Annotated in this window: 12 protein-coding genes; 7 read left to right on the top strand and 5 right to left on the bottom strand. The window is 69.4% G+C overall.

Annotated elements, in window-relative coordinates; translation table 11 throughout:
- Window positions 1-87: 87 nt before the first annotated feature.
- From DVK05_RS02935 to DVK05_RS02920, 4 genes are all read left to right on the top strand, one after another.
- A complete protein-coding gene (locus tag DVK05_RS02935; protein WP_006628863.1) occupies window positions 88-264 on the top strand; it encodes a protein translocase SEC61 complex subunit gamma in 177 nt (58 codons plus the stop codon).
- The gene (locus DVK05_RS02930; RefSeq protein WP_004598345.1) at window positions 264-716 is read left to right on the top strand and encodes a transcription elongation factor Spt5; all 453 of its coding nucleotides are present in this window, start codon (window positions 264-266) and stop codon (window positions 714-716) included. Before DVK05_RS02935 ends, DVK05_RS02930 begins: the two co-directional genes overlap by 1 nt.
- A gap of 121 nt (window positions 717-837) precedes the next feature.
- Complete coding sequence (artA, locus tag DVK05_RS02925) at window positions 838-1,800, top strand: archaeosortase A (RefSeq protein ID WP_121561919.1); 963 nt, start codon at window positions 838-840, stop codon at window positions 1,798-1,800.
- 181 nt (window positions 1,801-1,981) lie between these two features.
- The gene (locus tag DVK05_RS02920; RefSeq protein ID WP_121561918.1) at window positions 1,982-3,229 is read left to right on the top strand and encodes a DUF4010 domain-containing protein; all 1,248 of its coding nucleotides are present in this window, start codon (window positions 1,982-1,984) and stop codon (window positions 3,227-3,229) included.
- 42 nt (window positions 3,230-3,271) lie between these two features.
- Here DVK05_RS02920 and DVK05_RS02915 read toward each other — a convergent pair whose 3' ends face one another.
- The 3 genes from DVK05_RS02915 to dph5 all read right to left on the bottom strand — a co-directional run bounded on the left by DVK05_RS02915 (window position 3,272) and on the right by dph5 (window position 5,069).
- Complete coding sequence (locus DVK05_RS02915) at window positions 3,272-3,646, bottom strand: cyclic nucleotide-binding/CBS domain-containing protein (RefSeq protein WP_121561917.1); 375 nt, start codon at window positions 3,644-3,646, stop codon at window positions 3,272-3,274.
- 115 nt (window positions 3,647-3,761) lie between these two features.
- A complete protein-coding gene (locus DVK05_RS02910; protein ID WP_121561916.1) occupies window positions 3,762-4,148 on the bottom strand; it encodes a cyclic nucleotide-binding/CBS domain-containing protein in 387 nt (128 codons plus the stop codon).
- A 123-nt stretch (window positions 4,149-4,271) separates the two neighbouring features.
- The gene (dph5, locus tag DVK05_RS02905; protein ID WP_121561915.1) at window positions 4,272-5,069 is read right to left on the bottom strand and encodes a diphthine synthase; all 798 of its coding nucleotides are present in this window, start codon (window positions 5,067-5,069) and stop codon (window positions 4,272-4,274) included.
- A 215-nt stretch (window positions 5,070-5,284) separates the two neighbouring features.
- Between dph5 and DVK05_RS02900 the strand changes: the two genes are divergently transcribed.
- The 3 genes from DVK05_RS02900 to lrpA1 all read left to right on the top strand — a co-directional run bounded on the left by DVK05_RS02900 (window position 5,285) and on the right by lrpA1 (window position 8,634).
- Window positions 5,285-7,180 (top strand): 2-oxoacid:acceptor oxidoreductase subunit alpha, encoded by a 1,896-nt coding sequence (locus DVK05_RS02900; protein WP_121561914.1) that lies wholly within the window; start codon window positions 5,285-5,287, stop codon window positions 7,178-7,180.
- A 3-nt stretch (window positions 7,181-7,183) separates the two neighbouring features.
- Window positions 7,184-8,122 carry a thiamine pyrophosphate-dependent enzyme gene (locus tag DVK05_RS02895; protein WP_121561913.1) on the top strand — a complete coding sequence of 313 codons (939 nt, stop codon included), beginning with the start codon at window positions 7,184-7,186 and terminating at the stop codon, window positions 8,120-8,122.
- Between the two features lie 83 nt (window positions 8,123-8,205).
- Window positions 8,206-8,634, top strand: coding sequence for an HTH-type transcriptional regulator LrpA1 (gene lrpA1 / locus DVK05_RS02890; protein ID WP_121561912.1), 429 nt, complete (start codon window positions 8,206-8,208; stop codon window positions 8,632-8,634).
- Between the two features lie 10 nt (window positions 8,635-8,644).
- Here the strand turns inward: lrpA1 and DVK05_RS02885 are convergent, their stop codons facing one another.
- Both DVK05_RS02885 and ileS read right to left on the bottom strand, forming a co-directional pair.
- Window positions 8,645-9,118: an N-acetyltransferase gene (locus tag DVK05_RS02885; protein WP_121561911.1), complete on the bottom strand. Its 474-nt coding sequence runs from the start codon at window positions 9,116-9,118 to the stop codon at window positions 8,645-8,647.
- Window positions 9,119-9,303: 185 nt separating this feature from the next.
- Complete coding sequence (ileS, locus tag DVK05_RS02880) at window positions 9,304-12,456, bottom strand: isoleucine--tRNA ligase (RefSeq protein ID WP_121561910.1); 3,153 nt, start codon at window positions 12,454-12,456, stop codon at window positions 9,304-9,306.
- Window positions 12,457-12,516: the final 60 nt, after the last annotated feature.

The following is a 12,516-nucleotide window of genomic DNA, read 5'->3' as shown; positions in this document are numbered from 1 at the left end:
CGGTGGCGGCCCGCCGCGACGGCGCCGTCGCCGCTTCGGGGGCGCATCAAAAGGTAAAAACCGTCTCGTCTCGAATCCTCGTGTAACATGGACGTTCCGTACGACCTCAACAGCTACATTCGGGTGCTGAAGCTGGCGAGCACGCCGAGCACCGACGAGTTCCTCCAGGTGTCGAAGATCGCCGGCGCCGGGATCCTGCTCATCGGGTTCATCGGCTTCCTGATGTTCGCGATCATGAGCCTCCTCCCGGGGGTCGGCGCGTAATGCCGATCTACTCGGTCAAGACGACGGCGAGCCAGGAGCGGACGGTCGCCGACATGATCGCCGAGAAGGAGGCGCCGGAGATCCAGGCCGTCATCGCCCCCGACCAGCTCACGAGCTACGTGATGGTCGAGGCGACCGACGGGACCGCCTTCGGGCGGATCCTCGACGAGATCCCGCACGCCCGCGGCGTCATTCAGGGCGGCGACGGCCCCGCCGAGAGCCCCTTCTCCGAGGTCGAGCACTTCCTCTCGCCGACCCCGGACGTGGAGGGGATCGGCGAGGGCGACATCGTCGAGCTGATCGCGGGCCCGTTCAAGGGCGAGAAGGCGCGCGTCCAGCGGATCGACGAGGGGAAAGACCAGGTGACCGTCGAGCTGTACGAGGCGACCGTGCCGATCCCGGTGACGGTCCGCGGCGACCAGATCCGCGTGCTCGACAGCGAGGAACGGTAGCTCCCTACCCGCGCCGCCGGCGCGGAAACGGGGCGACGCGGCGCGCGTGACGGCGCCGGTCTGACGGCGGTCCCGCACGCAACGACAAGGGCTTTATTCGACGACGACGGACCAGACGGATATGTTCGGCCACGGCGTGCCGGCGGTGTTGAGCGTGATCCCCGACACGTTCACGTTCGCGTGGGCCGTCGCGATCCTCTTCGCGACCTCGTGGGCGCTCGACAGCCGCGGACTCGCGGCGGGGCGCGTCCTCGCGGCCGCGACGTGGGCGCTGTTCGGGCTCTTCTGGCTGTCGACGGTGCCGTACTTCGCGTTCGAACACCAGAGCTACGTCGAGTCGATCCTCGCGCTGGTCGGCTTCCCGGCCAGCGTGTACGCGGGGTACCTCCTCTACGACGGGCGGGCGTCGCTTTTCACCCTCACCCGGGCCATCGCGATCATGTTGTTCATCTACCTCCCCTTCGAGACCATCCCGGCGTTCACCGTCGCCGGGGTCGCGGTCCCGGAGCCCCGTCGGGTCCTCATCGAGGTCGTCGCGTCACAGACCGGCGCGCTCATCGACCTGCTCGGCTACGCGCCGGAGGCGGTTGCGAGCAACGAGGGGTACGACGCGGCGTACTCGTGGACGCTCGACGACGGCCACACGGTCGTCATCCACATCGTGCTGGCGTGTACGGGGCTCGGGAGCATGGCCATCTTCGGCGGGCTCGTGGCCGCCGTCGAGGCGCCGCTCACGAGGAAGCTCCGCGCGCTCGCGGTGTCGATCCCGCTGATCTACGGGCTGAACATCCTCCGGACGACGTTCATCTCGGTCGTGTCCGGCAACCAGTACATGCACTGGTACCCGGACCTCGTGATGACGATGTTCGGCGCGACCGACCCGTACCGGGTCTCCTTCCTCATCTCCGACCGGATCATGAGCCAGCTGTTGGCGGTCGTGGCGCTCATCGCGATCACCTTCCTCGCGGTGCGCGAGCTGCCCGAGCTGGCGGTCATCCTAGAGGACGTGCTCTACCTCATCACCGGCGAGGAACACGACCTGACCGAGGCGCTCGACCTCCCGCGCGAGCCGACGAACCGGTAGCCCGCCGGCCGCTCGACGGCCCCGGCGGGCCGGTCGCGTCCCGGAGAACTGCGGAGAATACATAGCGCTATATAGCAAGCTATAGACGTGGGCGACGGGTACGGGCGAGCATGACTGCGACGACGCGCGGCGGATCCCCCGGTCCGCGGCGAGGGACGCGGCCGCGACGGGGTGAGCGGCGGTGATCGGCGGCGTCGACCCGTTCGTCTACCTGGAGACGAACGTCGCGAAGCTGGTGTTGGCGACCGCGCTCGGCATGTTCCTCGGGCTAGAGCGGGAGTGGTCACAGAAGTCGGCGGGGATCCGGACGTTCGCGCTGATCAGCCTCGCGGCGGCGGTGTTCTCGCTCGTCGGCGAACCGGGACTCCTCGTCGTCGGCGGGGTGCTGGTGGTCGCCAGCGCGGTGCTGCTGGCGGTGCGGAGCTTCGTCGAGGCCGACGTCGACGGCCTCTCGCTGACCACGTCGGCGTCGATGCTCGTCGCGTACGGCGTCGGCGTCCTCGTCGCGGCGGGGCTGTTCATAGAGTCGGTGACGGTGGCGGTGCTGTCGTCGCTACTCCTGGTGTTGAAACGGGAGCTCCACGCGTTCGCGTGGGGCCTCTCCAGACAGGAGGTCCGCAGCGCCGTGGAGTTCACCATCCTCGCGTTCGTCGTCTTCCCGCTCCTCCCCGCGGAGACGGTCGACCCGTGGGGGGCGGTCCAGCCGCGGCTGGTCTGGTCGCTGGTGGTCGCGGTCAGCGCCATCGGGTTCGTCAACTACGTGCTCGTCAAGCGGTACCAGGGCCGCGGCTACGCGGTGACGGGCTTCTTCGGCGGGCTCGTCAACTCGACGGCGGTCGTCGCCGAGATGGCTAAGCGGGCGAAGGGGCGCGCGGACCTCGGCGACATCGCGGTGGGCTCCATCCTCCTCGCGAACGCGGCGATGGCGTTCCGGAACGCCGCGGTGGTGGTCGTCTTCGTCCCCGAGGCGGCGCTCGTCGTCGGCGTCCCGCTCGGCGCGATCACCGTCGCGGGGGTCGGCGTCGCCGTGTGGCGGAGCGACTGGCGGACGACGATGGAGGCCGAGCTGACCTCGCCGTTCAGCCTCGGGAACGCGCTCACGTTCGGCGCGCTCTTCCTGCTCGTGCTGCTCGTCTCCGCGGTCGCCGAGGAGTCGTTCGGCGCGAGCGGCTTCATCGTCACCTCCTTCCTCGCCGGCCTGGTGTCGTCGGGGACCTCGACGACCACGGCGGTCTCGCTGCTCGGGACCGGACAGATCGGGGTCGAGACGGCGGTCGCGGGCGTGATCGCCGGCACCGCCGCCAGCGTCCTCATCAAGACCGTCTTCGCGGCGAGCATCGCCCGGGAGCTGGTCCGGCCGGTGTTCCTCTGGAACCTCCTGCTGATCGCCGTGGGCGTGCTCGCCGGAGTCCCGCTGTTGCTGTTCTGAAACGCGGCGGCGGACCCGCTCCGGCGCGGGGCGGCCCGCGCCTTACGAGAGGTGTTCGGCGATGTCCGTCGACGAGACCATGCCGACGTAGTCGTCGTCGACGACCGGGAGGTGTTTGACGCCGTACATCGTCATCATCGCGGCCACCTCCTGCATCATGAGGTCGGGCGTCACCGTCTCGACGTCCTCGGTCATCACGTCGCGGACCGTCGTCGCCTCGGGGTCGCGCCCGTCGGCGACCGCCCCGACGACGTCGCTCTGCGTGACGATACAGCCGCCGCCGGTGGTCACGACGAGCGCGCTGATGCCGCCGTCGCGCATCCGTCGGGCCGCGTCCCGAATCGGGGCGTCCGCTCCGATCGTCTCCAGGGGCGTCGACATCACGTCCGCGACGCGGGTTCTGTCGTCGAGATCCATGCCACGACGTGTGGTACCGCGTGGCATTACTCTTCCGGAACGCACAACGCGGGGCGGGCGCGACCCCGTTCGGGACGGCAGAAAGGCGGCGGGACGCGACGCTTCGAGGGGGCCGTCAGCGCGCCTTCGAGAGGTGCGCCGTGAGGTCCGTCGTCGACACCATCCCGATCGGTCTGCCGTCCGCGTCGGTCACGGGGAGGTGGGTGTAGCCGTGCGCGGTCGGCGCCGCCAGCTCCGCGACGGTGTCCTCGCGGCCCACCGTGACGACGTCGGTCGTCATGAACGCCTCGACCGGCGTCCGGTCTTTCGGGTCGTTGTCGCGGACGAGCCCCACGAAGTCCGTCGCGGTGATCAGCCCGGCCAGCCGCCCGTCGCGCTCGACGACGAGGATCGAACTGACGCCGGTGTCGCGCATCCGCTTCGCCGCGTCGGCCGCCGGGGCGCCGCGTTCGATCGTGGTGAGGTCGGTCGACATGAGCCGATCGACGGGTACGTCGTTCATGCCTCGTGGTAACGCTGGGCACGGTAATCAATTATCCGGTCGGAGGGACCGGTCCGCGTCGGGCGACGCGGGCGCGGGCTAGGCGAGCGGCGAGAGAGGGAGACGCCCCGAGCCGCCGCCGGCTCACTCCTCAACGAGGGCCTCGGGAGCGTCCGCGAGGCCGACCAGCGCGTCCGCCTCGACGTGGTGGAGGTCGCCCGGGATCACGAGCAGGTGGAGCGGGTCGCCGAACTCGCGGTCGGCGAGCGCGCTCAGGCGGTCGGCGGCGACGACCGCGTCGGGCGATCCCGCGCGGGCGACGGCGACGGCGAGCTCGTCGGCCCACCCCTCGGCGAGCAGGTCGGCGGCCACGTCGGCCGTCATGTACTCCTCGTGGTCCGGGTCGGGGCCACTCGGGCCGGTCCCGACCTTGATGTCGAGGTAGACGACGGTGTGGAGCCCGCGCTCGCGGTTCGCCTCGATGGTCTCGACCACGCTCGCGGGCACGTCGTCGCCGCCGTGCGCGTACGGGAACGGCAGCGTCGTCGCCTTCCCGAACCGGTAGTTCTGGAGCCCCGTCAGGCTCGACGCCGCGGACTGGGCGGTGACGCCGTGGATCACCCGCGTGTCGATGCCGCGCTCCTCGGCGCGGAGCCGGAGGTCGGTGTGGGTGGTCGAGATCATCGTGTCGCCGGCCGTGAGGAAGGCGGCGTCGCCGTCCGCGGCCGCCTCCAGGATGGGCTCCGGATCCCGCTCCACGCCGGCGCGGTCGCGGACCTCGACGTTGACGCCGTGGTACGCCTCTAGGTCGGCGACGTCGGCGCCGACCAGCCGGCTGGTGTAGAACTCCGCGAAGACCCGGTCGGCCGCCCGCAGCGCCTCGCGCCCCTCGACGGTGACGGAGCGCTCGTCGTAGAGGCCGAGCCCGATGAAGGTGAGCATGGGTGCGCTCGGCGCGCGGCGGCCTAAAAGGACGCGAAAGGGGCGGGAGCGACGAAACCGAGGGCAGGCGCTCGGATCGGTCCGGCGGACGGGCGGCGAGCGCCGGAGCGCCCCTAATAGACCTTCATGATAGTCCCTTGGGATTCCATAGCAAGCCCTAAGAGGGAACCAGCACAACGTCGGGCCACGAGGCCCACTCGGGCTCACATACCACTATGACTGACGACGAACTCATCTGGCGGATATCGGGGGGATCCGGTGACGGGATCGCTTCCACCAGCCAGAACTTCGCGAAGGCCTTGATGCGATCGGGGCTCAACGTCTTCACGCATCGGCACTACCCGTCGCGGATCCGCGGCGGCCACACCTACACCGAGGTCCGCGCGTCGGCGGACCCCGTCGAATCCCGGGGCGACGGCTACAATTTCCTGCTCGCCCTCGGCGACTCCTTCGCCCGTAACCCGCAGGAGGAGGCCGTCTACGGCAACGAGGAGATCAAGCCGCTCTCGGAGAACCTAGACGAGCTCCGCGAGGGCGGGGTCATCGTCTACGACGAGGGACTCCTCGACGCCTCCGAGATCCCGAACTTCGAGGAGCGCGCCGAGGAGAACGACTGGCACGTGTACCCGCTCGACCTCCGCGGCCTCGCCCGCGACATGGGTCGCGAGGTCATGCGCAACACCGCCGGCGTCGGCGCGACCTGCGCGTTGACCGGCATGGAACTCGACCACGTCGAGGACCTGATGCGCGACGCGATGCCGGAGAAGATCCTCGAACCGAACCTGGAGATCCTCGAGACCGCGTACGACCAGGTCCGCGAGGAGTACGACGTGGACGCCCCGGACGTGTCGGTGCCGACGGGCGAACACGACGAGACCCAGCTGCTCATGTCCGGGTCGGACGCCATCTCCTACGGCGCCATCGACGAGGGCTGCCGGTTCATCGCCGGCTACCCGATGACGCCGTGGACCGAGGTGTTCACCATCATGACGCAGAACCTGCCGAAGCTCGGCGGGATCTCCGAGCAGGTGGAAGACGAGATCGCCGCGGCCGCGCTCGCGGTCGGGGCCTCGCACGCCGGCGTCAAGGCGATGTCCGGCTCCTCCGGCGGCGGGTTCGCGCTGATGTCCGAGCCGCTCGGGCTCGCGGAGATGACGGAGACGCCCGTCGTCCTCGTCGAGGCCATGCGCGCCGGCCCCTCGACCGGGATGCCGACGAAGCCGGAGCAGTCCGACCTCGAACACGTCCTCTACACCTCGCAGGGCGACTCCCAGCGCGTCGTCCTGGCCCCGGGGACCGTCGAGGAGGCGTACGAGCAGTCGCGCATCGCCTTCCGGCTCGCCTACGAGTACCAGATCCCGACGATCCTGCTGTACGACCAGAAGCTCGGCGGCGAGCTGACGAACGTCCCCAAGAGCCACTTCGACCGCGATCCGAACCCGGACCTCGGGAAGACGCTCTCGGAGGACGCGCTCGCGGACGAGCCGCACTCCGGCGACGGAAAGTTCCACCGCTTCCAGCACGACGTCGACGACGGCGTCTCGCCGCGGTCGGTGCCCGGGCAGAAGGGCGGTCGCTTCCTCGCGACCGGCAATGAGCACGACCCGACCGGCCACATCAGCGAGTCCCCGGACAACCGGGTCGCGCAGATCGACCGGCGGACCCAGAAGCTGGAGGCGATCCGCGCCGACCTCGACGAGGAGGACACCGGCTCGTACGCCGGCCCCGAGGACGCCGAGTACGGCATTCTCACGTTCGGCAGCCAGCAGGGCACCGTCGAGGAGGCGGTCGGTCGGCTCAACGAGGCCGGCCACTCCGTGAAGTCGTACGGGGTCTCCGACATGCTCCCGTTCCCGACGGAGCAGGTCGAGGCGTTCGTCGAGAGCGTCGACGAGGTCCTCGTCGTCGAGATGACGGCGTCCGGACAGTTCCGCGGGCTCGTTCAGAAGAACCTCGGCCGCTACGGCGAGAAGCTGTCGAGCCTGTTGAAGTACAACGGGAACCCGTTCGAGCCGGCGGAGGTCGTCGACGGGTTCGAGGCCGCGATCGTCGAGGGCGACGGCGACGCGTCCGGCCACCAGACCACGTTCGTCCCAGCCGCAGGTGACTAACCAATGAGCACGTTTTCAGCGATCGGAGAGGAGCGGGAGATCGACCGCGACGAGTACACCCCCGGCGTGGAGCCGCAGCCGACGTGGTGTCCGGGCTGCGGTGACTTCAGCGTCCTGAAGGCGCTCAAGCAGGCCCTCCCTGAGGTCGGGCGCACGCCCGAGGAGACCCTGCTGTGCACCGGGATCGGCTGTTCGGGCAAGCTGAACAGCTACCTCGACACGTACGGGTTCCACACGATCCACGGGCGCTCGCTGCCCGTGGCCCGCGCCGCGAAGCTCGCGAACCCCGACCTCGAAGTGATCGCCGCCGGCGGCGACGGCGACGGCTACGGGATCGGCGGGAACCACTTCGTCCACACGGCCCGGGAGAACCACGACATGACGTACATCGTGTTCAACAACGAGATCTTCGGGCTCACCAAGGGGCAGACCTCCCCGACCAGCCCGAAGGGCCACAAGTCGAAGACGCAGCCCCACGGGAGCGCCAAGGAGCCGATCAAGCCGCTCTCGATGTCGCTCAACGCCGGCGCCTCCTACGTCGCCCGGACGGCCGCGGTCAACCCGAATCAGGCGAAGGAGATCATCACCGAGGCGATCGAACACGACGGGTTCGCGCACGTCGACTTCCTCACCCAGTGTCCGACCTGGAACAAGGACGCGCGCCAGTACGTCCCGTACATCGACGTCAACGACTCCGACGACTACGAGTTCGACAAGACGGACCGCGTCGAGGCCCAGGAGATGATGCGCACGACCGAGGAGGCCCTCTACGACGGCGAGGTCCTCACCGGGCGCTTCTACGTCGACGAGGACCGCCCGTCCTACGGCCAGGAGAAGCGCGAGATCGGCGAGATGCCCGAGGAGCCGCTCGCCGAGCGCTACTGGGACGACGACTACGAGTGGGAGCGCTCCCACGACATGTTCCTCGACAAACACGCCTGAGCGAGGCCGTCAGTCGTTGACGGCGCGGTGAGTTCGTTTTTTGATTCGCAAGGTATTTTTTCATTGGTGACAAACGGAGTGGTATGAGTACCGTATCGACGGAAGAGCGGATCCTCTCCGTGTTAGAGGAGGACGCGCAGGCGTCCTGCGGAGAGATCGCCGAACGGGCCGACGTCTCGAAGCCGACGGTGCGGAAGTACATCGACCGCCTCGAAGAGCGGGGCGTGATCGTCGGCTACTCGGCGGAGGTCGACCCGAAGAAGCTCTCGTCGCAGTCGATCGCCATGGTCGGGATGGACGTCGACTCCGGACAGTACGTGGAGGCGACGCGCGAACTGAAGTCGCTAGAGGAGGTCCAGGCGCTGTACACCTCCTCGGGCGACCACATGCTGATGGCCGAGGTCCGCGCCGGCGACGGCGACGAGCTCGGCGAGGTCATCTCCGAGAAGCTGCTCGGCGTCGAGGGCGTCACCGCGGCGCACCCCTCCTTCCTCCAGGAACGACTGAAGTAGGCCGGCGGCCTCAGACGAGCGTCCGCGGGGCCGCGACCACCACGTCCTCGTCGCCGACGGGGCTCCGTCGGGTTCCGCGCGCCTCGAAGCCGTGTGCGACGAAGAACTCCGTCGCGCTCGGTCTGTCCGCCGGCACCGTCGCCCGGAGCGTCTCGACGCCGCGGTCGGCGAGCGCGCCGCCGACGCGCGACAGCAGCTCCCCAGCGATCCCCTCCCCCGCGCGGTTCGGGTGGACCCACAGCGCCAGTAGCTCCGCCTCGGTGCCGTCCGGGTCCGGGTGCGCGATGGCGAGGCCGACGGGCCCCTCCTCGTCGTGCTCCATCAGGAACGACCACTCGGCCTCGGCGGCGGCCTCGCGGACGCCGGCGGCGGAGACGTCGAGCAGCGGTGCGCCGATGTCGTCGAACACCGTCTCCTCGCGGGCCCGCGAGACCGCGGTGCGAAGGGCCTCGGCGTCGTCGGCCCGAGCCGCCCGGACATCCATGTTCAACCGTGAGTAAAGAACGCACCTATAGGTTTCGGGGTGCGAATTGTTCCCACAGTAACTCGCGTCGCGGAGGCGACCCTCCGGCGGTCTCGTCCGCGTCGGTTCGGGTCGGCGAGGGCGGGCGCCGGGGGCTCCGAAACCGATCACTCGGACGCTAGAAACGGCGTTTTCGGTCGGGGGGCCTACGCGACCGGGTCGACGCCGATGGTGAGCGTGACGTCCTCGACGTCCCACTCCTCGACGAGGCCGTCCTCGGCGGCCGCCGCGTCGCTCGGGTCGTCGAGCCACGCGTCGGCGCGCACTTCGCCGGCGATGAGGTCGGCGTGGTCGTCCACGAAGCCGGCCACGCGGTCGTCGTCGACGCCGACGCCGACGCGGATCCGCGCCTCCACGTCCAGGTCAAGCTCCTTGCGCATCTCCTGGATCCGGCGGATCACGTCGCGGGCGTACCCCTCGGACTCGATGTCGGGGGTCAGCGAGGTGTCGACGTAGACGGTGCCGCCCTCGAAGTCGGCGCCGGAGACGTGCTCCGGGGGTTCCGCGACGTACTCGACCATCTCGTCGTCGAGGTCGACGGGCTCGCCGTCGACGGTCACCTCGCCGCCCTCGACCGCCGCGCGGGTCGCGCCCTGGACCGCCTCCATCACCTTCTGGGCGTCGCCGCCGAACGCCGGCCCGATGGCCGCCATCTGCGGCTCCGCGGTCTCGACCAGTTCGTCGAAGGCGTCGGTGACGACCACCTCGCGGGCGTTGACGCGGTCGACGATCAGCGCTTCGAGTCGGTCGACCGCGGTCGCGACAGTCTCGTCGTCCGTCTCGACGACGACGCGCGGGACGGGCCAGCGGAGCTTCCGGCCGGCCTGCTGGCGCGCGTTCGCCGCCGCCTCCTCGACGTCGCGGAAGACCGCCACGTCGCGTTCGAGGTCCGGGTCGCGCAGGTCGGCGTCCGGCTCGGGGTACGACAGCGCGTGGACCGTCGTCGCCGCGCCGTCGAGCCGCTGGTACATCCGCTCGGTGAGGTACGGCGCGATCGGCGCGAGCAGGCGGATCACCTCGTCGAGGACGGTCGCGAGCGTGGCGTAGGCGCCGCGCTTCGAGGCGGAGTCGGCCTCCTCCCACATGCGGTCGCGGACCGCCTTCACGTAGAACCGCGACACGTCCTGCGTGACGAACTCGATGACGGCGTTGACCGCGTCGCTGACCTGGTAGTCGTCCCAGGCCTCAGCGACCTCGGCCTCCACGGACTGGAGCCGCGAGAGCACCCACTCGTCGACGAGTTCGAGCTCGCCGTCGGAGAGGTCCGCGTCGGCGGGGTCGTAGCCGTCGAGCTCCATGTACTCCAACGGGAACCGGAACACGTTCCAGAGGATGTTGAGCTTGCCCTGGATCTCGCCGAGCCCGTCCCACTCGAACGCGAGGTCGACCCCCTGCTGGTCGTGGCTGAGCAGGTAGGTCCGGAGCGGGTCGCGTCCGGCCCGGTCGATCGCCTCCTCCGGCGTGACGATGTTACCGACCGACTTCGACATCTTCCGGCCGTCCTCGTCGTTGGCGAAGCCGTGCATCAGCACCTCGTCGTACGGGATCTCGCCGACTGCGGCGGTCCCCATGCCGAGCTGCGACCAGAACCAGCCGCGGGTCTGGTCGTGCGCCTCGATGATGAGGTCGGCGGGCCACAGCTCGTCGTGCGCGGCCTCGTCGCTCGGGTAGCCGAGCGTGCCCCACGAGGCGACGGAGGAGTCGAGCCACACGTCGAACACGTCCTCGACGCGCCGGTACGTCGTCCCGTCCTCGACGATGGTGAGGTCGTCGACGGAGGGGCGGTGGAGGTCGATCGACTCGGGGTCGACGTCCTCCTCGACGCGCTCGGCGAGCTCCTCGCGGGTGCCGATCACGATCATGTCCTCGTCGAGGTCGCCGGCGTCGGCGTCCTCCGGCACCCAGATGGGGATCGGGATCCCCCAGTAGCGCTGGCGGGAGACGTTCCAGTCGGGCGCGTCCTCAATGAAGTCGCGGAAGCGGTTGTCGCGGGCCCAGTCGGGGTGCCACTCCGAGTCCTCCATGTTGTCGAGGAGGTCGTCTTTGACGTCCGTGATCGAGATGAACCACTGGTCGGTGACCAGCTGGATGATCCCGGTGTCGCACCGCCAGCAGTGACCGTAGCTGTGGTCGACGGTGCCGTGCGCGAGCATGTGCCCGTCGGCGACGAGGTCGTCGATGATGTCCTCGTTGGCGTCGCGCACGAACTGGCCGGCGTACTCGCCTGCCGCCTCGGTGAACTCGCCGTTCGGCTTCACGGGGCAGTGGATGTCGAGCCCGAGCTCGGTGCCGCGCTGGAAGTCCTCCTCCCCGTGGCCGGGCGCGGAGTGGACCAGTCCGGTCCGGTCGGCCTCCACGTAGTCGGCGGCGTACACCCGACCGGCGCCCTCGAAGTCGGGGTACTCGGCGACGCGGTCGGCGAGCGGGTGGTCGTACGCCCAGCCGACGAGCTCGTCGCCCGTCAGCTCGGCCTCGACCTCGTAGTCCTCGTAGCGCCCCTCGCCGAGCACGTCCTCGACGCAGTCGGCGGCGACGTAGATGAGCTCGCTCTCGCCGTCCTTCTCCGCGCGGACGGCGTTGTAGGTGAGGTCCTCGTCGACGGCGACGAAGGTGTTCGCGGGGATGGTCCACGGCGTCGTCGTCCAGATGACGAGGCTCCCCTCGCGGTCCGCGAGCGGGAACTTCACGTAGATGGAGGGGTCCTCGACGTCCTCGTACTCCACCTCATTGTTGGCGAGGCCGGTCTCGCAGCGCGGGCACTGCGAGATGGACCGCTTCCCCTGCTCGACGAGGCCGTTGTCGGCGACCTCGGAGAACGCCCACCAGGCGGCCTCCATGTACTCCGGCGAGATGGTCTCGTACGGGTCCTCGAAGTCCATCCAGACGCCGATGGACTTGAAGTCCTCGTCCATCGCCGCCCGGTTCTCCAAGGCGAACTCCTTACACTTCTCGATGAACGCCTCCATCCCGTACTCCTCGATGTCCCGCTTGTTCTCGAAGCCGAGCTCCTCCTCGACTTTGACCTCGATCGGGAGCCCGTGCATGTCGTAGCCGGGCCGGTCGGTGACGCGGTGGCCGGTCATCCGCTTGTACCGGATGACGGCGTCTTTCAGCGTCTTGTTCCAGGCCGTCCCGAGGTGCATCTGCCCGGAGGTGTACGGCGGGCCGTCCACGAAGAAGAACGGCGGGTCGTCGGCGTGCGCCTCCTTCGCCGCCTCGTAGGCGTCGTGGTCGTCCCAGTACTCGTCGACCGCGGCCTCGACGTCCGCGGGCGCGTACTGGTCGTCGATCTGCTCCATACGCGTTGGTCTGGGCGCGCGTATTTGAATACGGCGGAGTCGTGGGAACGGTTCAGCGAA

Origin of the sequence: Halorubrum sp. Atlit-8R (assembly GCF_003666025.1) — an archaeon.
GTDB lineage: Archaea > Halobacteriota > Halobacteria > Halobacteriales > Haloferacaceae > Halorubrum > Halorubrum salinarum.
Note: the sequence above shows the minus strand (reverse complement) of the source record. Positions and strands in the feature narration are given on the sequence as shown.

Coding starts and splice junctions, on each gene's coding strand:
- dph5 (WP_121561915.1), bottom strand. CDS start 5,069: ATGCTCACCTTCATCGGGCTCGGCCTCTACGACGAGCGCTCCGTCACC.
- DVK05_RS02915 (WP_121561917.1), bottom strand. CDS start 3,646: ATGGATCTCGACGACAGAACCCGCGTCGCGGACGTGATGTCGACGCCC.
- ileS (WP_121561910.1), bottom strand. CDS start 12,456: ATGGAGCAGATCGACGACCAGTACGCGCCCGCGGACGTCGAGGCCGCG.
- lrpA1 (WP_121561912.1), top strand. CDS start 8,206: ATGAGTACCGTATCGACGGAAGAGCGGATCCTCTCCGTGTTAGAGGAG.
- DVK05_RS02900 (WP_121561914.1), top strand. CDS start 5,285: ATGACTGACGACGAACTCATCTGGCGGATATCGGGGGGATCCGGTGAC.
- DVK05_RS02910 (WP_121561916.1), bottom strand. CDS start 4,148: ATGAACGACGTACCCGTCGATCGGCTCATGTCGACCGACCTCACCACG.
- DVK05_RS02935 (WP_006628863.1), top strand. CDS start 88: ATGGACGTTCCGTACGACCTCAACAGCTACATTCGGGTGCTGAAGCTG.
- artA (WP_121561919.1), top strand. CDS start 838: ATGTTCGGCCACGGCGTGCCGGCGGTGTTGAGCGTGATCCCCGACACG.
- DVK05_RS02885 (WP_121561911.1), bottom strand. CDS start 9,118: ATGGATGTCCGGGCGGCTCGGGCCGACGACGCCGAGGCCCTTCGCACC.
- DVK05_RS02895 (WP_121561913.1), top strand. CDS start 7,184: ATGAGCACGTTTTCAGCGATCGGAGAGGAGCGGGAGATCGACCGCGAC.
- DVK05_RS02930 (WP_004598345.1), top strand. CDS start 264: ATGCCGATCTACTCGGTCAAGACGACGGCGAGCCAGGAGCGGACGGTC.